Annotated in this window: 24 protein-coding genes; 15 read left to right on the top strand and 9 right to left on the bottom strand. The window is 70.1% G+C overall.

Annotation, left to right across the window (positions count from 1 at the left end; all coding sequences use genetic code 11):
• Nucleotides 1-81: 81 nt before the first annotated feature.
• The 8 genes from phnD (at nt 82) to P0Y60_16260 (ending at nt 9,128) form a co-directional block, all read left to right on the top strand.
• On the top strand, nt 82-1,008 hold the full coding sequence (gene phnD / locus P0Y60_16295) for a phosphate/phosphite/phosphonate ABC transporter substrate-binding protein (GenBank protein ID WEK60839.1): 927 nt from the start codon (nt 82-84) through the stop codon (nt 1,006-1,008).
• A gap of 134 nt (nt 1,009-1,142) precedes the next feature.
• Nucleotides 1,143-2,066, top strand: coding sequence for a phosphonate ABC transporter ATP-binding protein (gene phnC / locus P0Y60_16290; protein ID WEK60838.1), 924 nt, complete (start codon nt 1,143-1,145; stop codon nt 2,064-2,066).
• The gene (gene phnE, locus P0Y60_16285) at nt 2,066-3,817 is read left to right on the top strand and encodes a phosphonate ABC transporter, permease protein PhnE (GenBank protein ID WEK60837.1); all 1,752 of its coding nucleotides are present in this window, start codon (nt 2,066-2,068) and stop codon (nt 3,815-3,817) included. Before phnC ends, phnE begins: the two co-directional genes overlap by 1 nt.
• Complete coding sequence (locus tag P0Y60_16280; protein ID WEK60836.1) at nt 3,814-5,046, top strand: TIGR03364 family FAD-dependent oxidoreductase; 1,233 nt, start codon at nt 3,814-3,816, stop codon at nt 5,044-5,046. Before phnE ends, P0Y60_16280 begins: the two co-directional genes overlap by 4 nt.
• Nucleotides 5,043-5,750: an HAD family hydrolase gene (locus P0Y60_16275; GenBank protein WEK60835.1), complete on the top strand. Its 708-nt coding sequence runs from the start codon at nt 5,043-5,045 to the stop codon at nt 5,748-5,750. The genes P0Y60_16280 and P0Y60_16275 overlap by 4 nt, the downstream gene beginning before the upstream one ends.
• A gap of 11 nt (nt 5,751-5,761) precedes the next feature.
• Nucleotides 5,762-6,850, top strand: a complete 1,089-nt coding sequence (locus tag P0Y60_16270; protein WEK60834.1) for an alcohol dehydrogenase catalytic domain-containing protein — start codon at nt 5,762-5,764, stop codon at nt 6,848-6,850.
• A gap of 194 nt (nt 6,851-7,044) precedes the next feature.
• Nucleotides 7,045-8,310: a CoA transferase gene (locus P0Y60_16265; protein ID WEK60833.1), complete on the top strand. Its 1,266-nt coding sequence runs from the start codon at nt 7,045-7,047 to the stop codon at nt 8,308-8,310.
• Nucleotides 8,310-9,128, top strand: a complete 819-nt coding sequence (locus tag P0Y60_16260; protein WEK60832.1) for an enoyl-CoA hydratase/isomerase family protein — start codon at nt 8,310-8,312, stop codon at nt 9,126-9,128. Before P0Y60_16265 ends, P0Y60_16260 begins: the two co-directional genes overlap by 1 nt.
• On the opposite strand, the gene P0Y60_16255 is transcribed toward P0Y60_16260, so the two are convergent.
• Nucleotides 9,095-9,574, bottom strand: a complete 480-nt coding sequence (locus P0Y60_16255) for an FHA domain-containing protein (GenBank protein WEK60831.1) — start codon at nt 9,572-9,574, stop codon at nt 9,095-9,097. The genes P0Y60_16260 and P0Y60_16255 overlap by 34 nt on opposite strands.
• A 107-nt stretch (nt 9,575-9,681) precedes the next feature.
• Nucleotides 9,682-10,032 carry a hypothetical protein gene (locus P0Y60_16250; protein ID WEK60830.1) on the bottom strand — a complete coding sequence of 117 codons (351 nt, stop codon included), beginning with the start codon at nt 10,030-10,032 and terminating at the stop codon, nt 9,682-9,684.
• A 71-nt stretch (nt 10,033-10,103) separates the two neighbouring features.
• On the opposite strand from P0Y60_16250, the gene P0Y60_16245 reads away from it, so the two are divergent.
• The 3 genes from P0Y60_16245 (at nt 10,104) to P0Y60_16235 (ending at nt 12,429) form a co-directional block, all read left to right on the top strand.
• The gene (locus P0Y60_16245) at nt 10,104-10,451 is read left to right on the top strand and encodes an ATP-dependent DNA ligase (protein WEK60829.1); all 348 of its coding nucleotides are present in this window, start codon (nt 10,104-10,106) and stop codon (nt 10,449-10,451) included.
• 133 nt (nt 10,452-10,584) lie between these two features.
• Entirely contained in the window at nt 10,585-11,469 is an 885-nt protein-coding gene (locus P0Y60_16240) for an SDR family oxidoreductase (protein ID WEK60828.1), read from the top strand.
• Between the two features lie 45 nt (nt 11,470-11,514).
• On the top strand, nt 11,515-12,429 hold the full coding sequence (locus tag P0Y60_16235; GenBank protein WEK60827.1) for an EamA family transporter: 915 nt from the start codon (nt 11,515-11,517) through the stop codon (nt 12,427-12,429).
• 27 nt (nt 12,430-12,456) lie between these two features.
• Here P0Y60_16235 and yidC read toward each other — a convergent pair whose 3' ends face one another.
• Together yidC and P0Y60_16225 are read right to left on the bottom strand one after the other, a co-directional pair.
• Nucleotides 12,457-13,263: a membrane protein insertase YidC gene (gene yidC / locus P0Y60_16230; GenBank protein WEK60826.1), complete on the bottom strand. Its 807-nt coding sequence runs from the start codon at nt 13,261-13,263 to the stop codon at nt 12,457-12,459.
• Between the two features lie 63 nt (nt 13,264-13,326).
• The gene (locus tag P0Y60_16225; protein WEK60825.1) at nt 13,327-13,599 is read right to left on the bottom strand and encodes a DUF6412 domain-containing protein; all 273 of its coding nucleotides are present in this window, start codon (nt 13,597-13,599) and stop codon (nt 13,327-13,329) included.
• A gap of 110 nt (nt 13,600-13,709) precedes the next feature.
• Here P0Y60_16225 and P0Y60_16220 point away from each other — a divergent pair, with 110 nt between their 5' ends.
• A complete protein-coding gene (locus P0Y60_16220; GenBank protein WEK60824.1) occupies nt 13,710-14,753 on the top strand; it encodes a DUF561 domain-containing protein in 1,044 nt (347 codons plus the stop codon).
• A gap of 52 nt (nt 14,754-14,805) precedes the next feature.
• On the opposite strand, the gene purU is transcribed toward P0Y60_16220, so the two are convergent.
• Nucleotides 14,806-15,657 (bottom strand): formyltetrahydrofolate deformylase, encoded by an 852-nt coding sequence (gene purU / locus P0Y60_16215; protein WEK60823.1) that lies wholly within the window; start codon nt 15,655-15,657, stop codon nt 14,806-14,808.
• An 86-nt stretch (nt 15,658-15,743) separates the two neighbouring features.
• Between purU and P0Y60_16210 the strand changes: the two genes are divergently transcribed.
• Nucleotides 15,744-16,202: a glutaminase gene (locus P0Y60_16210; GenBank protein WEK60822.1), complete on the top strand. Its 459-nt coding sequence runs from the start codon at nt 15,744-15,746 to the stop codon at nt 16,200-16,202.
• Nucleotides 16,203-16,219: 17 nt separating this feature from the next.
• Here the strand turns inward: P0Y60_16210 and P0Y60_16205 are convergent, their stop codons facing one another.
• The 4 genes from P0Y60_16205 to P0Y60_16190 form a co-directional block, all read right to left on the bottom strand.
• Nucleotides 16,220-16,936, bottom strand: coding sequence for a GMP synthase (locus tag P0Y60_16205; GenBank protein WEK60821.1), 717 nt, complete (start codon nt 16,934-16,936; stop codon nt 16,220-16,222).
• Between the two features lie 64 nt (nt 16,937-17,000).
• Nucleotides 17,001-17,771: a LysR family substrate-binding domain-containing protein gene (locus tag P0Y60_16200; GenBank protein ID WEK60820.1), complete on the bottom strand. Its 771-nt coding sequence runs from the start codon at nt 17,769-17,771 to the stop codon at nt 17,001-17,003.
• A 38-nt stretch (nt 17,772-17,809) separates the two neighbouring features.
• Complete coding sequence (locus P0Y60_16195) at nt 17,810-18,127, bottom strand: hypothetical protein (protein ID WEK60819.1); 318 nt, start codon at nt 18,125-18,127, stop codon at nt 17,810-17,812.
• Complete coding sequence (locus P0Y60_16190; protein ID WEK60818.1) at nt 18,127-19,710, bottom strand: PspC domain-containing protein; 1,584 nt, start codon at nt 19,708-19,710, stop codon at nt 18,127-18,129. Before P0Y60_16190 ends, P0Y60_16195 begins: the two co-directional genes overlap by 1 nt.
• A gap of 114 nt (nt 19,711-19,824) precedes the next feature.
• Between P0Y60_16190 and P0Y60_16185 the strand changes: the two genes are divergently transcribed.
• Together P0Y60_16185 and P0Y60_16180 are read left to right on the top strand one after the other, a co-directional pair.
• Nucleotides 19,825-21,048, top strand: coding sequence for a PspC domain-containing protein (locus tag P0Y60_16185; GenBank protein ID WEK60817.1), 1,224 nt, complete (start codon nt 19,825-19,827; stop codon nt 21,046-21,048).
• A complete protein-coding gene (locus P0Y60_16180; GenBank protein WEK60816.1) occupies nt 21,041-21,700 on the top strand; it encodes a response regulator transcription factor in 660 nt (219 codons plus the stop codon). Before P0Y60_16185 ends, P0Y60_16180 begins: the two co-directional genes overlap by 8 nt.
• Nucleotides 21,701-21,729 lie beyond the last annotated feature (29 nt).

Here is a 21,729-nt window from a genome sequence, read left to right as displayed (position 1 = left end):
CTTCCGAGATAGGTATATTTCTCGCCACTTGCCCTGAGAGAGTCATCCATGGATCACCCCTCCCACCTCTGAAAGGTCCTCATGAAGCTTCGTGCTCTCCCCGCCCTCGCCGGAGTCGCGGTCCTCGCGCTCGGCCTCGCCGCCTGTTCCGGCTCCGCTGAGGCCACCGGCACCCCTGGCGCCGAGACCTCCACCGGAACCGGTTTCGCGGTCGACGAGAACACCCTCGTCTTCGGCGTCGTTCCCGACTCGGTCGACACCGAGACCAACTACCAGCCGCTCATGGACTACATCGCCGAGATCACGGGCAAGACGGTCGAGTACCACGAGTCCACCGACTACGCCGCGCTGATCGAGGCCGCCGTCGCCGGCAAGGTCGACGTCGCATCGTTCTCCGGCTTCACCTACGTCACCGCCACGAACAACGGCGCGAAGCTCACGCCGATCTCCTCGATCGTGACCGCGGAAGGACAGGAGCCCGGCTACTACTCGCAGGCGATCGTCCCCGTCGACAGCGACATCTCGAGCATCGCCGACTTCGCCGGCAAGAAGGTCTGCTTCGTCGACCCGTCGTCGACGTCGGGCTACCTCTTCCCGTCGTACAACCTGCTCAAGGCCGGCATCGACCCCAAGACCGACATCACCCCGGTCTTCGCGGGCAAGCACGACGTCAGCGTGACCAAGGTCGGTGAAGGCGTCGAGTGCGAGGTCGGCTTCGCCGAGGACTCCGAGGTCGAGAAGTCCGACAAGGTGAAGGTCATCGACGAGACGATGGTCCCCGGCGCCCCGCTCGTCTACTCCTCCACGCTCCCGGACGACGTGTCGAAGAAGCTCATCGACGGACTCGCCGAGATCACCATCGACGACATCATCGCCGCCGGGATCGACAGCGCCGACACGGATGCCTTCCGCAGCGTGTTCTACGCCACGAAGCCGGTCGACGACGCGTACTACGACCTGATCCGCGACATCTGCAAGGAGACCGAAGCGGAGCAGTGCCAGAGCTGATGCTCTGACGCGCCACGCGCTTCGCCTCACCGGGCTCGCTCGGGAATCGATCTCCGATTCCCGAGCGAGCCACACACGTACACGTACAGACGTACAACCCACAGACGTAGACCTCGAACCGCAGGAGCCACGCCATGACCGCCCCCGCCCCGACCAGCCCGGCCTCGAACGCCCCCGCCTCCGACACCGTCATCCGCCTGACCGGTGTGACGAAGACCTTCGGATCGACCACCGCGCTGAAGGATGCCTCGCTCGAGGTGTCGCGCGGCGAGATCGTCGTGCTGCTCGGACTCTCCGGATCCGGGAAGTCCACTCTCCTGCGCCACCTCGACGGTCTCGAGCTCCCCACCTCCGGAGAGGTGGATGTCCTCGGCGCGCGCGTTCCCACGCTGCGTGGCACGACGCTGCGGCGGTTGCGCAGCCGCGTCGGCTTCATCTTCCAGCAGTTCGAGCTCGTGCCGTCGCTCACCGTGCTCGAGAACGTGTTGACCGGTTCCCTCTCCCGCATCCGCGGTCCGCGACTCGGGCTGTGGGGGTACTCCGGGGCGGCGAAGCTGCAGGCACTCGAGCACCTCGATCGGGTCGGTCTCCTCGACCGGGCCTATCAGCGCAGCGACACCCTCTCGGGCGGACAGCAGCAGCGCGTGGCGATCGCTCGCGCACTGATGCAGAAGCCCGACATCCTGTTGGCCGATGAGCCGGTGGCATCACTCGACCCCGAGTCGAGCGACCAGGTGATGGCTTTGATCCGCGAGATCGCCGCCGACGAGGGCCTCACGGTCGTCTGCAGCCTGCATCAGGTCGACCTCGCGATCACCTGGGCCGACCGCATCGTCGGTCTGCGCCACGGCGAGATCGTGCTCGACACCCCCACGACCGACCTCACCAAGTCCGAGGTCATGGAGATCTACGGCCGCGTCGCCACCACCACCGCCGAACTCCGCGCGGTGCAGGTGGAACTGGCGGATGCCGCGATCGACGTCCCCGCCGCGGCACCCACCACCACGCCCGGTGCGGCACCCAGCGCCAGCGACGTCCCGGCGAAGGCCACGGTCTGATGACGCTCCTCGCCGAACGGCCCGCTCCATCCGCGCCATCGTCGGTCGCGGAGCGCGCGCCGAAGCGCCCGATCTCGCCCGAGCGCATCGCCGCGTCCCTCACCCTGATCGCCCTGGTCGTCATCGGCGTCATGGCGGTGAACGAGGTCGGCATCTCGATTCCCGCGATGGTGCAGAGCTGGGGCAACGCCGAGAACTTCATGGCCAGGGTCGGCGGACTCTCGTTCCCCGAACCCGGCGACCTCGCCTGGCTCATCGCCCTGACGGTCGGCCTGGTGCTGGTCGGCACGCTGCTCGCGGCGGTGCTCTCGGTGCCGATCGCCTACCTCGCAGCCTCCAACACGACGCCGGGAAACGGATGGCGCGCCGCCGCACGATTCATCGGCGTGCTGACCCGTGCGCTTCCCGATGTCGTTCTCGCCATGGCCTTCGTGCTGATGTTCTCGCTCGGCACGCTCCCCGGCATCCTCGCGATCGGCATCCACTCGATCGGCATGATCTCGAAGATGTTCGCCGACGCGATCGAGCAGATCGATGAGGGTCCGCGTCTGGCGATCCGCGCGGCAGGTGGATCGAAGCTGCAGGAGTTCAGCGCCGGCATCCTTCCGCAGGTGCTGCCGAGCTGGGTCGCGACGGTGCTCCACCGCAACGACATCAATCTGCGTGGCTCCGTCGTGCTGGGTTATGTCGGCGTCGCCGGCCTGGGGCTCGAGATGTCATACGCGTTCAAGGCGCTCAACTACGGCAAGGGTCTCGGGATCGCCCTGGTCATCTTCATCCTCTGCGTCGTCATGGAGATCGTCTCCAGCCTGGTGCGCGGGGCGATGCTCGGTCACGAACGTCAGACCCGATCGTGGATCGATCGACTGATCCACCCCCGCCTGGGAAACCCCGCGGCCACCGCGACAGCATCGACAGGGGCGGATGCCGCGCCCCCTCGTCCCGCCTGGGCCGCGACACCGCAGTCCGCTGTGCGTCGCCCCTGGACTCCGCAGCGCGTGCGCAACACCGCTGCGGGGGGCATCGCGGTGCTCGTGGTGCTCGGCAGCGTGGTGGTCAGCGACATCACCTGGAGCGACTTCTTCACGTTCTGGGCGAAGCTGCCCGAGGTCGCGGGCAGGTTCTGGCCGCCGTCCTTCGGCAACTACGACGCGTCGGCGATGATCGAGGCGATGCGCGACACCGTGGCGATCGCGCTCGCCGCGACCGTGCTCACGCTGCTGCCCTCGCTGATCCTCGGATCGCTCGCCGCCCGCAACGTCGCGCCGAACTCCGCTGTCCGCGGCACCGCGCGCTTCCTGCTGGTCGGCATCCGCGGCATCCCCGAATTGATCCTGGCGATCGTGCTCGTGGTGATCACCGGCCTCGGTCCGCAGGCCGGCGTCATCGCGCTCGCGATCGGCGGCATCGGGTTGCTCGGAAAGCTCATCGCCGACTCGTTCGAAGAGGTCGATCGCGGACCCGAACGTGCCCTCAGCGCGGTCGGGGCCACACGGCTGCAGACCTACAGCGCCGCCACGGTGCCGCAGGGGATGCAGGCGCTCATCGGGCACAGCTTCTACATGCTCGACACGAACATCCGGGCGGCGACCATCCTCGGCATCGTCGGCGGCGGCGGGGTCGGCTACTACCTGCTCAACGCCAGCCAGGGATCGCGCTATGAGACGGTCACCGCGATCGTGCTGATGATCCTCTTCACCGTGCTCGTGGTCGAGGGACTCGCGATGTGGATGCGGCGGGTGTTTCGATGAGCGCGGACGGCGGAAGCGGCGCGGCGCGCACCTCGGCGGCAGCGGATACGGCGGATGTCGTCGTCGTCGGCGCGGGGATCGTCGGGCTGGGAGCCGCCTACGCAGCCGTGCGCCGCGGCCTCCGCGTGATCGTCGTCGACCGTACCGAAAGCCCCGTCGGCGCCACGATCCGCAACTTCGGACACCTCTGCATCGGCGCTCAGGAGGGGGAGGCCCGACGCTACGCCGACGCCTCACGCGAGCTGTGGCTGCGCTTGTCGCGCGATGCCGGGTTCTGGCTGCGCGAATCGGGCACGCTCGTCGCCGCCCGCTCCGATGACGAGCTCGCGGTGCTGGAAGCGGCCGCCGCCTCGGTATCCACGGCGGGCGCTTCGGCATCCACCCCGGACAGCTCGTCAACAGTATCCGCCGGGAACGGCATCCGGATGCTGGACAGAGCCGAACTCCTGCGCCGCGCTCCGCTGCGCGCCGAGGCGATCGTCGGAGGCGCGTACATCGAGACCGATCTGCAGACCGACCCGCGCGCCGCGGCCGCCGCCATCGTGCGACACCTCGCCGACCGCGGCGTGGACTTCCGCTTCCGCACCGCCGTCACGACCCTCGAAGCCGGTCGTGTGCACACCACCCGCGGGTCGATCAGTGCGGGCCACATCGTCGTCGCTGTGAACCACGACCTCGACCAGCTGCTGCCCGAGACCGCGGAGCGCCACGGCATCGTGCGCTGCGCACTCGACATGGTGCGCGCGGCGGTGTCGCTCCCGCATCCGCTCTCCGCACCGCTGCTCACGGGCTGGTCGCTGATCCGCTACGGACGATTCGCTCAGAGTCCCGAGGCTGCGCGACTGCGCGAACGCCTTCACGCCGAGCGACCGGATCTCGCTGCCCTCGACCTGAACCAGATGTACACGCAGCTTCCCGACGGCACCCTGATCCTGGGTGACTCGCACACCTCGGCCGTGCAACCGACGCCGTTCCAGCCCGAGGCGGCGTTCACCGCCTTCCTCGACGAGGCCGTGGGGCTGTTCGACATGCCGACGCCGCGGGTGCTCGAACGCTGGCAGGGCGTCTACGCCAAGGGGCCGAACGATTTCCTCATCGAACGCACCGATGAGGGGGTGCTGGTGCTCGCCGCGACCACCGGCATCGGCATGACCACGGGTCTGGGGCTCGCCGAAGAGAATCTCACCGCCGCCTTCGGGTGGGCACCCGCAATGGAAGGAACACCATGACCACTCCTCTCGAACTCGTCGTGCTCGACATGGCCGGAACAACAGTGCTCGACGACGGCGTCGTGGAGCAGGCGTTCCAGCGCGCGGCAGAGCGCACCGGCGTCGCCGATCGGATGCCGTGGGAAGAGGCGCTCGACCACGTGCGCGTCACGATGGGGCAGTCCAAGATCGACGTCTTCACGCATCTCGCGGGCGGTGACGTCGTGGCGGCGCAGCGAGCCACAGTGGCATTCGAAGACGCCTACGCCGAGATCGTCGCGGAGCAGGGTGTGGCGGAGATCCCCGGCGCGGGCGACGCGATCCGCTCGCTCAAGGATGCGGGCCTGAAGGTCGCCCTCACCACCGGGTTCGCGCCGATCACGCGCGATGCGCTGCTCGACGGCCTCGGATGGCACGGGCTGGTCGATCTCGCGCTCTCCCCGATCGACGCCGGTCGGGGGCGTCCGGCCCCTGACCTCGTGCTTGCCTCGCTCATCCGTACGCAGACCTCGTCGGTGACGGCTGTCGCGGTCGCCGGGGATACTGTGAGCGACGTCGAATCGGGCCGGCGCGCCGGCGCGGGATTCGTCGCCGGCGTGCTGACGGGCGCGCACGATCGACCGGCTCTCAGCGGTGCGGGAGCGGATGCCGTGCTGCGCGATGTGACGGGCCTGCGCGGCGCTCTCGCCGAGCGCGACCTGTTGCCGCTGATCGCGACCCGCTGAGGGCGGGCGACATGGGCACGCTGCTGGTCCGTCCACCCGGGCACCGCCGAGACGTCGCGCTGCGTCCTGCCGCCACCGCGATGGTGTGGGTGGGGGAGGGACACCCGCACGAGATGATCGCGGTGCCCGGCGTCGCGCTCGCCGACACCGACGTGCTGGTCGCGGTCGAGATGTCGACGATCTGCGGTTCGGATGTGCACACCGTGCAGGGGCGCCGCTCGGCTCCCACGCCTCTGGTGCTCGGCCATGAGAGCGTCGGCCGGGTCATCGCGCTCGGCGATCACGGTGCCGCCGCGGTCGACGGCACCCCGCTGCGCATCGGCGACCGTGTCGTGTGGTCGGTCACGGTCTCGTGCCTGCGGTGCGACCGCTGCACGCACGGCATGCCGCAGAAGTGCCGCACGCTGGGCAAGTACGGCCACGACCGCATCGGCATGCATGGAGACCTCACCGGGGCCTTCGGCAGCCACATGCAGCTGCGGGAGGGCACGGCGATCGTGCGGGTGCCCGAGGCGCTGCCGGCCGCGGTGCTCGCGCCCGCATCGTGCGCGACGGCCACGGCGTGGGCCGCGGTGGCGCGCGCGGCCGGGCGCACCGATCTCGACGGCGCTGCGATCCGCATCCACGGTGCCGGGCTCGTCGGTCTCTCGGCCGCGGCGATCGCGGCCGATCAGGGCGCGCAGGTCGAGGTGCTCGACCCTAATCCTGCACGGCGGGAGCTCGCCGCGCGCTTCGGGGCGACCGCGCTCGATCGCGAGCCCGATGTGGTGATCGAGGCGTCGGGTCACGCGGTCGCCGAGGCGCTGGCGGGAGTCTCGACCGGGGGCATCGTCGTGCTCGTCGGCAGTGTGTTCCCGGCCGACCCGGTGCCGCTCGACGCCGAGAGCATCGTGCGGCGTCTGGTGACGGTGACCGGGGTGCACAACTACACCGGCGCTGAGCTGGCTGAGGCGGTCGCCTTCCTGGCGGGTCGCGGACGCGCCTATCCCTTCGCCGACGCGGTGGGGAGCGTGCGTGCACTCGCCGACATCGACGAGGCTGTGCTCGCGGCCTCGGCACCCGGGGCGCCGCTGCGCATCGGTCTGATCCCCGGGCGGTGATCCCCGGGCGCGAGCCCCAGCCCCGACGGTGAGCCCGGGGCGCGATATGGTCGCATCGACCCGGAAGATGCCGCGTGCTGTGTGTGATCGCCACATACCGCTGCGGCATCCGCGCTGAGAAGCTGAGCGGACGGCCACTTTCGTCCGCTCCATCGTCGACGCCGGAGCGGGCGCCGCAGAAGGGATCCCCCACCATGATCGACGACGAGCTCCGCGCCCGACTGGAATCTCTCGGAGGGTTGGATGCCGCCCCCGGTTCCCTCGCGGGGGTGGTGGTCATCGACGTGACACGCGTCGTCGCGGGCCCGTACTGCTCGATGATCCTGGCCGACCTCGGAGCGACGGTCATCAAGGTCGAGCATCCCGACGATCCCGACTACACGCGCACCTTCCCGCCGATGCTCGAGCGTGAGGGAGCCGAATCCTTCAGCGGATTCTTCGCCCAGTACAACCGCAACAAGCTCGGCGTGACCCTCAACCTGCGCCACCCCGAGGGCAAGGCCGCGTTGGAGCGCCTGGTCGCACACGCCGATGTGCTGGTGGAGAACTTCCGTCCGGGCACGATGGACCGCCTCGGACTCGGCCACGAGAGGCTGCGCGAGGTCAACCCGCGCCTCGTCTACGCGGCCCTCAGCGGCTACGGCCAGTCCGGTCCGTACCGTGGCCGCCCGGCGTACGACAACAGCGCGCAGGCGACCGGCGGACTCTGGTCGATGAACGGGTCGGCGGGCGAGCCTCCCACCCGCGTCGGCACGATCATCGGCGACCTCGCCGCGAGCCTGTACGGCGTGATCGGGGTGCTCGCCGCCGTACGTCATGCCGAACGCACGGGCGAGGGTCAGCTCGTCGACATCTCGCAGCAGGACTCCGTGCTCACCCTCACCGAGAACGCGGTCGTCTCCTACACGACCGAGGGCGTTGTGCCGAAGCCGCTGGGCAACCAGCATCCGTTCGTACGCCCCTACGAGCTGTTCGCGTGCAAGGACGGCTACGTGTTCTTCGGCGGGTACACCGACAAGTTCTGGAAGATCTCGTGCGACACCTTCGGCACGCCGGGGGAGTACGACGACAACCCCGACCTGCACCGCATGGCCACGCGGTTCGACGACGCCGTGTACGCTGCGCGTGTGAAGCCGATGGTCGAGCGCTGGTTCGCCGACCGCACGAAGGCCGAGCTCGAAGCGCTCGCCGGCGACCTCGTTCCGCTGAGCGCGGTGAAGGACATCGCCGAGGTGGTCGCCGATCCCCAGATCGCCGCGCGCGACATGGTCGTCGACACCGAATACGCCGGCTACGGAGCGCTGCGCACCTTCGGATCGCCGGTCAAGCTCGACCGCACCCCTCCGCGCCCGCGGGGTCTCGCGCCCGACACCGGGGAGCACACCGAGGCGATCTTCCGTGACCTGCTGGGCTACTCGTCCGAGGAGATCGACGCGCTCCGGGCCGCGGGGACCATCTGATGGGCGGTGTGCGTCTCGACCGCGACGGCGCCCTCGCGGTGATCACGATCGATCGTCCGGAGAAGCTCAACGCGCTCACGCTGGCGATGTACGAGCAGCTGGGCGACGCGTTCGCCGAGGTCAGGGACGACGACCGCATCGGGGCGGCGATCCTCACCGGCGCCGGAGACCGTGCGTTCTGCGTCGGAGCGGACCTCGGCGAATCGATCCCCGCGCTCACCGAGGGACGCTTCGACATCAGCGAATGGGATGCCGCGCACCAGAAGCACTCGACCCTCGACAAGCCCGTGGTCGCCGCCGTGAACGGACTGTGCCTGGGTGGCGGATTCGAGATCCTGCTGTCGACCGATATCCGCCTCGCCGCGGAGGATGCGCAGTTCGCGCTTCCCGAGACCGGCGTCGGCGTGGTTCCTGCCGGTGGCACCCTGGTCCGTCTCGTGCGGCAGATCCCCTACGCGTGGGCGATGGACCTCATGCTGCGAGGCACGAAGATCGATGCCGCGACCGCGTTGCGCTACGGCATCCTGAACCGGGTGGTGCCGGCAGCCGAACTGCAGTCCGCCGCGCTGGGGGTGGCGGAAGATCTGCTCTCCCGCAGCCGCACCGCGGTCGCGACGATCAAGAACGCGGTGCGGACTCTGGCCGATCTTCCGGAGGGCGATGCCTTCCGGCTGGAGGCCACACTCGGTCAGGCCGCCTTCACGAGCGCCGACGCGCGCGAAGGGCTCGCCGCGTTCGCCGAACGACGCCGCGCCGTGTTCCCCTCGCACACGCCCTCAGACGATCAGGGCGCCGACTCTGCCGCATCGGCGCTGTAGTCCGGCCGGGGCGCCTGCAGATCCTGGTCGTTGTACTCGCCGCCCTTGCGGCCGCCGAACGGTCGGCCGTGATCGGCGAACTCCTCGCGGGCGAAGACGAAGGTCCACGGTCCCGCGGTGAAACGTGCACCCGTGCGCAACGTCTCGGTGTCGTCGCCGGGATGCGTCGCATCCGCGCCCGCGGCCGCGTTCATCTCGCCCCCTCCGTGCAACGTGAGCACGTACTCGTCACGGTCGTCGTGCGTGATGGTCGCATGCACGGGGTCGGTGTCGGCGACGCGCAACTCGTTGCCCTCGGCGGAGCCGATGCGCACGACGTCGGCGACGAGCAGGAACTCGGTGCGCTCGTCATCGCGGGAGACGCGCAGGCGCGGCTCGCCGGCTCCCCACTCCGCATGCGTCGTGGTCGGCGTGTAGCCCTCGTCGGGAGTCTGCTGATCGGTCATCCTCATCGCCTCCTCGGCTGCTGGATTTCCGACTCTAGGTCGCCCGCCCGCCCGGGTGGAGGGGGTTGACTTCGGCACCGGATCCCGTCAGCGGTGCGCTCGTCCGCCTACTCCGCGACCTGCTCGGCGACCTGTTCTGTCACCTGTTCGTCCGCGGGGATCAGGTCCTCCGGCACGAGGGTGATGCCGCCGCTCGTGTTCGCGGAGTCCGCCATCGCGGTGATCCATTCCAGATGGAGCTCCGGCGCGACCGGCTCGTCGAACACGAAGCGCAGCGGGATCGAGGGGTGAAGCCACACCGTCGACCGGCCGGGGACGTCGCCTTCCGGGTGCATCCACGACAGGGTGAAGCTCTCGTTCCTGCGCAGTTTCGTGGCGATGACCACCTTGAGATGTGCGAGCGCGCGATCTTCGATCTGGATCGGATCGGCGCTGCCGCCGTAGTACATGAGGCCCATACGACATACGCTACGCATAAGGGGTCACGTTCGGCCCCGACAGGGCCGTGGCAGAAAGCGAATCATTCCGCATGGGCAAGTTCATCTATGAAGGCGGCGTGAAGACCGAGATCGAAGATCGGGCGCTCACGCATCTGCAACTCGTGATCACGGCGAAGCTGCGTCGCGGCGAGCCGTTCCCCTTCAGCTGGAAGGAAGACGCGAGCGTCGGTGGAGGCCGCACCACGGTGTGGATCCAGCCCGGCAGCTCCTTGGTGTTCAAGTACTTCGGCAGCCGTCAGCCGTCGATCAACCGGGCCTGGATCGAAGCACTGGCGTTCACCGCCAACGCGCCCTCCGGGCTGTACCTGGCGCCGGAGCCGAACGAATCGGTCGAGGCGCCCGGCACGGCCGAAGTGTCGGTCACCTCCGTCCCGTAACGACGCGAGGAGCGAGGAGCGAGGAGCGAGGCAGCCGGAAGGCACCGGCCCGCCACGTCGGTCGTGTCAACCCCCTGGGCGGCATCGGCATCGGACGTCAGTGTCATGAGGACACCCCGTAGAGGAGGACCTCATGACCGACGACACCGTCGACCCCCGTCACGCGCATCGCGAAGGCGGCTTCCCCGCACAGAAGCAGGACCAGCCGGGTCTGACCGGCGAGACCACCCCGACGCCGGATCACGGCGAATCGAGCTACGTCGGACACGATCGCCTCGCCGGTCGCCGTGCCCTGATCACCGGAGGGGATTCCGGGATCGGACGGGCGGTCGCGATCGCCTTCGCCCGAGAGGGTGCCGACGTCGCCATCGCCCACATGCCCGAAGAGCAGAGCGACGCCGATGAGACGATCGCACTCATCAGCGGCGCCGGCCGTACGGCGCTCGGGCTCCCCGGAGACCTGCGTCAGGAGGGCTTCGCGACCGACATCGTCGCCGAGACCCGACGAACGCTCGGTGGCCTCGACATCCTGGTGCTGAACGCCGGCTACCAGCACGACATCGATGACTTCGGCAGCCTCCGCACCGAGGACATGCGCCGGGTCTTCGACACCAACCTCGCCGGGCTCCTGTACACGGCGCGGGCCGCCTACCCTGACCTCCAGCCCGGGGCGAGCATCATCGTGACGGCATCCATCCAGGCCTACAGCCCGTCACCGGGACTGATCGACTACGCCATGACGAAGGCGGCGCAGGTCGCGTTCGTGAAGGCGCTCGCCGAAGAGGCGGGAGCGCGCGGCATCCGCGTGAATGCCGTCGCGCCGGGGCCGATCTGGACGCCGCTGATCCCGGCGACGGGATGGGATGCCGATCGCCTCGCGACCTTCGGCAAGGACACGCCTCTGGGCCGCGCCGGGCAGCCGGCCGAACTCGCGGGCGCCTACGTCTATCTCGCCTCGGACGAGTCGATGTACGTCTCCGGCGCCGTGCTCCCCGTCACCGGAGGCAAGCACCTCTGAGTGTCGAATGGACGTGGACGGCGCTGATGCCTCACGCTGTACTACGTGCAGCAGTCAGCGTCGTCCCGTCCTCTCGTCGGCGTCGCTCTCGTCATCGGCTCGTGCCTCTCGCTGCCGTTCGGCGCGGCCGTCGCCGCGCAGCTGTTCCCGGTGCTCGGTCCGTGGGGCGTCACATCGCTGCGCGTCGCGATCGCGGCACTGCTGCTGATCGTCATCGTGCGGCCCCGGCCGCAGGGGTGGACGCGCCCGCAGTGGACCGCCGCCGTGCTCTTCGGCGTCTCGCTGGCGGCCATGAACGGCTTCTTCTACGCCGCGATCGATCGCATCCCCCTCGGCCCCGCCGTGGCGATCGAGTTCCTCGGACCGCTGATCCTCGCTGCGGTTCTGACCCGGCGTCTGGCCGACGCGGCGTGGGTCGGCGTCGCGCTGATCGGCATGGTGCTTCTGGGCGTCGACGGGCTGATCGGCGCCGATCCGCTCGACCCGCTCGGTGTGCTTTTCATCCTCATCGCGGCCGGATTCTGGGTCATGTACATCCGCATGAGCGCCCGTGTCGGGTCGATCATCCCCGGCAGCGGAGGGCTGGCTGTCGGGCTCCTGGTCGCCGCGTTGCTGCTCGTGCCCGTCGGGGTGCCCGCAGCGATCACCGTGTCGGGCGACATGCAGCTCCTCCTGCTCGCGTTCATCACCGCGGTGCTCTCGTCGGTCATTCCGTACAGCTTTGAGCTCGCGGCGCTGCGGAGGCTCCCGCAGCGGGTGTTCGGTGTGCTGCTCAGCCTCGAGCCGGCGTTCGCGACGCTCGCCGGCTGGCTCGTGCTCGGACAGAGCGCGACCCCGCTGAGGATGCTCGCGATCGCGCTCGTCGTCCTGGCGAGTGTCGGGGCGACCCTCGGCATCCGACGTCGGAAGCGGATGGATCCGCCGATGGTGTTCACCGGGCCGATCCCGCTTCCCGACTGAACTGACCCCGGTTCCGGTCGCGATATGTCAGCTGTTGCGCTGATGTGACGTGTCATATCGCGACGGGAGCGCGCCGGGCTCGGGCGAGTGCGCTGCCGTCAGTGGGAAGCGGCGTCGGAGGATCGTACGCTGCACGAGCGTCCAGACGACGGTGACCGTGAGGTACAGCGCGGCGGCCAGTGGCACGAAGGCCGCGAACACCGCGGTCAGGTAGTGCAGAGCGCTCATCATCCGGAGCATGGTGGGGGAGGAGAGCGGGGAGTCGCTCTCGACCGGAGCCGGGCGGAACACGCGGCGCGTGACCTCGGCCACGGCGATCATCACGGCCAGGATCACCCCGAAGACCAGGAAGGTTGCGGGCGTGGCCGTGCCCCCGAAGAGAGCCGACACCAGGCTCGTGCCCAGCGGGGCGCCGAACAGATCGTGCGTGAGCAGTTCATTCGGATGACCGGCGATCTCGGTGCGGATGAACAACGTGTACAGGATGCCGACGATCGGCGCCTGCGCGAGCACCGGCAGCATCCCGGCGAAGGGTGAGGTGTTCTCGGCGCGATACAGCGCAAGGGTCTCGCGCTGCAGGCGTTCCGGGTTCTTCTTGTGGCGACGTTGCAGCTCGCGCAGCTTCGGGGCCAGGCGCGCCCGGGTCTGTTCGGCCTTGGCCTGCGAGATGCCGACCGGGATGAGCAGCGCACGTACGAGGAGCGTGACGAGGATGATGGCCGCGGCTGAGGCGGCCCCGCCCGCGAAGGGTTCGAGGAGGGTGGAGAGACCGGCGAGAGCGCCGTAGGCGCCGTCCAGAAGGGCGGCGAGAGGGGGGAAGGCGAAGAAGTCCATGAGGTATCCGTTCGAGAGGTCGGGAAGGGTCGGCGAAAGCCGCGCGGTCCCGGTGTGAACGGACTACGCGGCGGTCGGGACTCCCGGTGCTCGCGGACGCGGATGCCCCGCGGCATCCGGATCGCTCTGCGTGAGGACGGTGGAGACGTCGATGGCGCGCCACGGATGCGGTGCGGTGCCGCTCGAGACCTGGTGAAGGCCGATGACGAGAGCGAGGGTGAGAGCGGTGACCGCCACGAGGGCGATCGCGAGGCCGAGGGCGGCGGCATCGGGTGCGGACACGAGTCCGAGCGCGGTCAGGATGACGCTCAGCATCTGTCCGAACCAGTCACTCATCCGTGCTCCCCTCTCTGCTGCGAGGGTAGCACCGGCGCCTGGGGGGAGGGCGCGACCGCGGCGCCCGACACACGAGGCCCCCGCGTCGGCGGCGGGCGTAGCCTCGAAGCATGAGTGATCTTCGTGCGTTCGGCGGTGTCGAGCATCCTGTCGTCCTCGGGCCCTTCGGCGGCCTCTCGTCGGTGCCCCTGACGGCGGCGGTCAGCGAGGCGGGTGGCCTCGGATCGTTCGGGCTCTACGGCTACGACGGCGACCGCATCCGGCAGACGGGTGCGCAGCTGCGCGCCGCCACGACGCGCCCGTTCGCCCTGAACATCTGGTTACCCACGGGCGACGAGGTCGCGCCGAACGCCCAGCATGCGATCTTCGCGCAGGCGCTGCAGCCGTTCTTCGATGCGGTCGGTGAGGAGCTTCCGGCGCGGCCCGAGGCGTATATCCCTTCGCTCGACGAGCAACTCGACGCGATCTGGGAGGTCGCCCCCGCGGTGCTCAGCGTCGTGTTCGGTGTGCCGTCCGCCGAGCTGGTCGAGCAGGCGCATCGCCGCGACGTGCGGATCGTGGGCACCGCGACCACCGTCGCCGAAGCCGTCGCGCTCGCCGAGAGCGGCGTCGACGCGATCGTCGCCACCGGGTCCGAGGCGGCGGGTCACCGTGTCTCCTTCCTGCGCCCGGCTGAGGAGTCGCTGGTGGGCACCTTCGCGCTCGTGCCGCAGGTGGTCGACGCGGTCGATGTGCCCGTGATCGCGGCCGGCGGTATCGCGGATCGTCGTGGTGTCGCGGCGGCCTTCGCCCTCGGTGCCCACGCCGTGCAGGTCGGCACCGCATTCCTCGCGACCGCGGAATCGGCCGTGAACGATGCGCATCGCGAGGCCATCCGTCGCACGACAGCCGACGAGACCGTGCTGACCAGGGCCATGAGCGGCCGCCTCGCCCGTGGCGCCCGCAACCGCGCGATCCGCGCGATCGAGGCGAGCGGAACGATCGCGCCGTTCCCGATGCAGAACTGGTTGACCGGCAGGTTCCGCGCCGCGGCCGGGCAGCAGAACCTCGGTGAGCTGCAGTCGCTGTGGATGGGGCAGGCCGCGCCGCTCGCGCGCTATGACACGGCGGCCGAGGCGTTCGCCGAGCTCGTGGTGGGTGTCCCCTCGTCCTGAGGGTTCTCCTTCGCGTCCCGCGGACTCGCGGTCGATGTGATCGGCGCCGCTGCTACAGGATGACGGTCGACTTGCCGTGCACGATCACGCGGTCTTCGGCGTGCCACTGCACGGCCCGCGCGAGCACCTGACGCTCGACGTCGGCGCCGCGGCTCTGCAGCTGGGCGGCGGAGTCGGCGTGGGTCACGCGGGTCACGTCCTGCTCGATGATCGGTCCCTCGTCGAGGTCGGCCGTCGCGTAGTGCGCCGTCGCACCGATCAGCTTCACCCCGCGATCCTTGGCGCGCGCATACGGGTTCGCCCCGATGAACGCCGGCAGGAAGGAGTGGTGGATGTTGATGACCGGGGCCTCGAGCCGCTCGATGAAGTCGTCGGTGAGGATCTGCATGTAGCGCGCCAGCACGACGAGGTCGACATTGCCGCGCAGCAGGTCGAGCTGTCGCTGCTCCATGACCTGCTTGTCGCCGGAGGGGATGTGCATGAACGGCACGCCGAAGGAGCGCACCGACTCGGCGAGATCGGGGTGGTTCGACACCACCATCGTGATGTCGATGTCGAGCTGGCCGCGCTGCGTGCGCCACAGCAGCTCCATGAGGCAGTGGTCGTACTTCGAGACGAAGATGGCCACGCGCTTGCGCCGGGCCGTGTCGTGCAGCGACCACTCCATGCCGAAGCGGTCCGCCACCTGGGCGATGTCGGCCTCGAGCGCTGGGCGGGCGGCGGCGAGGCCGTCGAGGTGGATGACGGTGCGCTGGAAGAAGCGCCCGCCCTCGGAGTCGGTCGAGTGCTGGTCGAGCGAGATGATGTTCGCGCCGTGCGTCGCGAGCACTCCGGCCACGGCGGCGACGATGCCGGGCTGATCGTCGCAGGCGATCAGGAGACGGGCGGTATCGGGCTGTGGCATGAACGCTCCTCGGGGGGGTGTCCCTCGATTCTGCCGTGGATGCGCGCCGCCGGGCGAATCGGAGGGGACTCGATACTCTGAGAACTGTGACGACCGCATCCGCTCTGCTGACGCAGGCCGCCCTCGACCTCGCCGGAGCACCGCGTGAAGGACTCGGCGAGGAGCGCGATTCGCGATGGCGCGGCCGCCGTATCGTGCGCGTCGGCGCCGCGTGGCACCTGGGCGTGCTGCTGCTCACCGAGACACACGCCCTGGCAACGGCGGAGGTACTCCGCGCGGCTGACCCCGGCCGACGCGGCTACACCGCCGAGTCGGCGCGGGAACGTGCGGCGAGACGCGAAGAGGCGCTGCGCGGCGGCTTCGACGAGGGCGAGGTCGTGCACGTCGGGTGGAGTGTGATCGACGTCGACGCGGTGGATGCCGGTGGCACCTCCGGGCCGCTCTCGCTCGTCGAGGGTGAGCCGATGGTGCGGTGGAGCGCTGCCGGAGGCAACATGCCGCTCGAGGCATACCTGCGCGAGCGCGTCGCCTTCCTGCAGGGCTGACAGGCGCGCCGGCAGGCTCAGGCGAAGGTCTCCGCGAAACGGCGCAGCAGAGCGGCGCCTTCGGTGACGGATGCCGCGAGCACCTGGTTCTGCACCCGGTCGAACTCGTCGGGGTCGAAGTAGCCGGTCGTGCGGTAGAACGTCATGCGGTCGGCGAAGTCGCGCGGCGTGGGCTCGGGGTGGAACTGCGCGGTGTACAGGTGGGTGCCCACGCGGTAGGCCTGCACCGGGCAGGCCTCGTTGGTCGCGAGCAGTGTTGCGCCATCGGGCAGGGCCGCCGCGCTCTCCTTGTGCGCGGTGAACACCGTGAGCGCGGGAGAGCTGGGTCCGAACACCGGGTCGGTCGTGCCGGCGGGCGTCGTGCGGATCACGGTGGCGCTCGCCGCCTCGGGCGTCGCGGTCGTCACCTCGCCGCCGAGCATGCGGGTCACCACGCCGATGCTGAAGCAGGTGAAGAACACGGCCACCTCCGCATCGATCGCCCGCTGCGCGATACAGCGCAGATCGGCCTCGACGCGCAGCTGCACGGCATCCTTCTCGGCATCGCTCACGTTGAACGGAGAGCCGCCCACGACGATGCCCCGGTACCGCGCGAGGCGAGCGGGATCGAGCGGCTCCTCGAGCAGATCGAGCCGGTCGACGACCTCGGCGCCGAGTGCACGACGGAAGGACGCGTGCTCGGCATCGGCCGCCCCTCGTTCCGGACGCACGCAGACGTAGAGAAGCGAAGCCATCCGGCGATTCTAACCAGCGCAGAGCATCGTCGAGAACGCGTGACCCTCGGAGTCGGGTCCGTCGTCAGCGGGAGGAGTTGCTGGTGCGGCCGCGGACGATGCCGACGAAGGTCTCGACATCCGGCGTCGTGCGTTCACGTGGCCAGACGAGGGCGACCGTGGAGGTCGGGCCGTCGGTGAGGGGACGGTGCGCGACATCCTTGCGATGGTGCAGGCGGGCGAGAGACATCGGCACGATCACGATGCCGACTCCGGATGCCACGGTCTCGATCGCGTCGGCGGTCGTGCGGAGTGTGTCGAATGCCGGGGCGAGAACGCCCGGGAGATCGAGCGGGCCGAGCACGTCGTCGGCCGGGACGATCAGCACCTCTCCGGCGAGGTCGGCCGTGGTGAGCTCATCAACGGCCATCAGGTGCGAGTCGGCGGCGGCGACGACGACCGGAACCTCGTCGTACAGCTCGATGATGTGCAGCGACGGGTCGGTGAGAGGAAGCCGCACCAGCGCCGCGTCCAGCTCGGCCAGCGCCTCGCGTCGAGCGGAGGCCGGGACGGGGACGAGTTCGAGTCGCACCCGCGGCATCCGCTGCTTCCACGCATCGATCCATTTGCCCGGAGTCGCGCCGGGTACGACGCCGAGGCGGAAGTCTCGCGGCTCCTCCGGGGCGGTGCGCGGAGCGTCGAACACGACCTTGTCGCGAGCAGCCTTGTCGCGCGAGCTCTTGTCGCGGCCGGACTTCTGCGACTTCGAGGAGGGTGTGCGGCGCGCGGCTGCCTTGCCGCCTCGCGCCGGAGTCCCTCCGGTGCGCCGCGCCGGTCGCCGTCCCTGATTCGCCATGTGTCCCAGGGTATCGGCAGCCGCGCGGCGCGCCCGTGTCAGAGCCGTGCCGCGAGAGCCCGCCGCTGCGCGTGGCGGATCAGTCCTACCGCGCCGCCGACGAGGATCAGCACCCCGACGGCGAGGAGGAGCAGCGAGACCACGGTGGTGGGCGTCAGCGTGGTGACCCAGTCGGCGATGCCGTCGCGCCGGGTGTCATCGGAGACGGTCCAGAGGCCGTACGCGGCGATCGCGGCGAAGAGCAGCCCCCAGATGATCGCGGCGCCGCGCGTGCGGGGCGGAGTCGGGTCGGCGGAGATGTCGTGCTCCTGGATGCGCTGGATGCTCTCGGTGTCCTGGATGCTCTCGGTGCTCATCATTCTTCCTCTGCCGTCTCGTAGATGGTGACCTGCACGTCGCCGGAGGTCTGGGTGAGGGTGACCGGCTGTCGCGTCACCACGGAGGTGTTCTCCGCTGATGCCGTCGCGACGGCCGTACGGGTTCCGTCCTGCCGGCCGACGAGCGGCCAGGTGCCGGAATCGAGGATCCGCCCCGAGTCGGCTTCGATGCGCATCCAACTGATCGTCCCCTGCTCGATCGTCGCGGTGAGGTCGAGCTCGACCCCGGGTTGCACGTCGATCCAGGTCTGGCCCGTGCCCTTGTCGATCACGATCGGACGGGGTCCGCTGTCGTGCGGCAGGAGTGTGACGTTGAGGTCGCCGAACGGTTGGCGCACGTGCGATGCCTCGACGTTCGAGATCGAGGCCCAACCGAGCGTGAGGTCGTCGAAGGCCGCGAACGAGCTCGCCGTGACACCGCCCGCGAGCACCAGCGCCGTGAGGAAGCCGAGGAAGCCGCTGCGCCGACGTGAGACCCCGGCGACGATCATGCTCACGGCCAGGACGAGCGCGGCGGCGAGCAGACCCAGGGCGCCGGCGGCCGGCCCCCCGGTGAGTCCCACGGCTGCGCCGACCGCGAGGGCCAGACCCATCGCCGACGCCACGAACGCGAAGCTCGCCCGCGGGTTCGACGCCCGGCGGATGCGGCGGCGCTCGGATGCCTCGGCGGCGAAGGTCGCGGCGGCGGCCTGACGCTCCCGGCGCAACTGGTCGCGCGCGGCGCGCTCGGCATCCTGCTGCTGCCGGCGCCAGGCCTGGTCCTGCTCGCGCCAGGCGGCGTGCTGGGCGCGCCAGGCGGCGAGCTCCTCGGGGCTCTGGGTGCCTCCGGGCAGGGGAGCGGGCGGCGTGGGCCGGGCGGCCGCCACCTCAGACGGTTCGAGCGTCGCGAGAGATGCGGGGCCGGCGGCCGCGTGAGCGGCGGGGTCGGCGGGCGGGGAAGGAAGCGCATCCGCGCCCTCGGCGGTACCCGAATCGCCGAGGGTCGCGGATGCGGCGGGGGCTGCAGGATCGGGCGAAGCCATCGTCCCGACCGTCGAAGGAGCCCCCGGGGTGCGGCTCGCAGCGCGCACGATGAGGAAGAGCAGGCCGCCGACGAGCAGCAGCGCGAAGATCCAACTGAGTACCGCCAGCGCAGACCAGCTCTCGTAGCCGAGACCGAACAGTCGTCCGGTGAGCGGCGCGGTCGGGATGAGGCCGATGATCGCCATGACCAGGATCCCGACCTGCACGGGCTGGAAGTCGCGGTTCAGGAGGTCCCGGGCGTGGATCCGGCCGTCGGCGTCCGGAAGCAGCGCCCAGGCGATCGCGTAGAGGAAGATCACCGGCAGGCCGAACAGGGCGGCGATCACGAGCACCCCGCGCACGATCAGCGGATCGATGCGCAGACGGGCGGCGATACCCGCGGCGATGCCGCCGAGCCAACCGTCCGAGCGGGCGATGCCGAGCCCGGCGATCCAGAGGAAGAAGCGTTCGGAGGGGAGGGCGGATGCCGTCGTCGTCCTGCCGTCGGCGGCCGGATCGGTCGCGTCGGCGGCAGCCGGGGGCACTGTCGGAATCGTCATGCTTCGATCCTGTCGGTCCTGCGGGGGAGCCGACCATGGGGTGTTCCCCTGAGCGACCCCTGATCTTGTCCGCGGGAGCCCCCCGACCGGCGCATCGGGTGATTGGATGGCGTCATGTCCTCTTCCGCCCCGTCCGCCGGCGCGCCGATCGTCACCGCGCGGCCCGCACGCGTCGCGGCCCCGCCGCGACCGCCGCTGACGCGGGACCGCGAGTGCCTGGTCTCGGGGGTGAGTGCGGGACTCGCACGGCACCTGGGGGCGCCGGTGTGGACGATCCGCGCCCTGTTCATGGTGCTGGCCTTCTGCGGAGGTTCCGGCATCCTCCTGTACCTGTGGTGCTGGGTGTTCACGCCGTGGACGGAGGGGGAGCCCGCGCCGTCGCGTCGGGTGCCGGTGGCGTGGATGCTGCTCGCTCCCGCAGCGATCGGGGTCGTGGTGGTGACGTCGTGGGCGGCGGGCATCTCCGCCGCCGCCGTCACGGTCGCACCGCCCGCGTGGGCGCTCGTCACCGGCGCGACCGTGGTGCTTGCGACCGCCGCCGGGCTGTGGGCGACGCTCGTCGACCGCAGCGACACGGCGCGCGGACCCCGGCACACCATGGTGATCCGGGTGCTCTCGGTGGCGCTGCTCCTGGTGCTGTTCCTCGTGCTGCTGCCGCACGCGACGGGTGCGAGCGGGGTCGTGGTGACACTGCTCCCGCTCGCCGGGGTGCTCACCGTCGGCTCCTCCACGCTCGTGCACCGATGGCGCGAGCTCGCGGGCGAGCGGGTGCGCCGCATCCGCGAGGAGCAGCGCAGCGAGATGGCCGCACACCTGCATGATTCGGTGCTGCAGACGCTCGCGCTGATCCAGAACCGGGCAGGGGCATCGAGTGAAGCGGCTCGCCTCGCTCGGGCGCAGGAGCGCGAGCTGCGCGCGTGGCTCTACGACGGCGATGCGCCGGCCGACAGTGATCTGCCCACCGATCTCCGCGACTACGCCGGAGCCCTTGAGCTCGACTTCCCGGTGCGCATCGAGGTGGTGTCGGCCGGGCTGTCTGCGGAGCGCGCGAGCGGTGAGCTCGCCGCCGCGGCGCGCGAGGCCATGCTGAACGCGGCTCGGCACGCGGGAGGCGAGATCGCCGTGTACATCGAGGGCAGCGTCTCGGGCGTCGACGTGTTCATCCGCGACCGCGGCGCAGGATTCGATCTGCAGGAGGTGCCGAGCGACCGGCTCGGCGTGCGGCAGTCGATCATCGGACGCATGCGCCGGGTGGGTGGGACCGGCGCCGTGCGCAGTGATGAGGCCGGCACCGAGGTGCATCTGACGCTGCCGACGACGGGAGACAACCGTGGCTGATCCGATCCGTGTCGTGATCGTCGACGATCATTCGATCTTCCGCTCGGGCTTGCGCGCCGATCTCGACGACAGCGTCGATGTCGTCGGCGAGGCGGCCGATGTCCCCTCGGCGATCGCCGTGATCGGTGAGACGGCACCCGACGTCGTGCTGCTCGATGTGCATCTGCCCGGCGGCGCCGGAGACGATGCGAGCGGGGGCGAGTCGGTGATCCGCGGATCGGCGCCGACGTCGGCGAAGTTCCTGGCGTTGAGCGTGTCGGACGCCGCGGCCGACGTGGTGCGGGTCATCCGTGCCGGAGCGCGCGGGTACATCACCAAGGGATCGTCGGGGATCGAGGTGAGTCGCGCGGTGCATGCGGTGGCCGACGGCGACGCCGTATTCTCGCCGCGTCTCGCGGGGTTCGTGTTGGACGCGTTCGGGGCGGTGTCGGGCGAGACCGCGACGGCCACCGACGAGCTCGATCGCCTCTCGGCGCGAGAGCAGGAGGTCATGCGACTCATCGCCCGCGGCTACGCCTACAAGGAGGTCGCCACCGAGCTCTTCATCTCGATCAAGACGGTCGAGACGCACGTGTCAGCGGTGCTGCGCAAACTCCAGCTGTCGTCGCGCCATGAGCTGACCGTGTGGGCCTCGGAGCGACGCCTGCTGTAGCGGACGCGGGCGTCTGTCGCTGCTGCGGG

Origin of the sequence: Candidatus Microbacterium colombiense (genome assembly GCA_029203165.1) — a bacterium.
GTDB lineage: Bacteria > Actinomycetota > Actinomycetes > Actinomycetales > Microbacteriaceae > Microbacterium > Microbacterium colombiense.
Note: the sequence above shows the minus strand (reverse complement) of the source record. Positions and strands in the feature narration are given on the sequence as shown.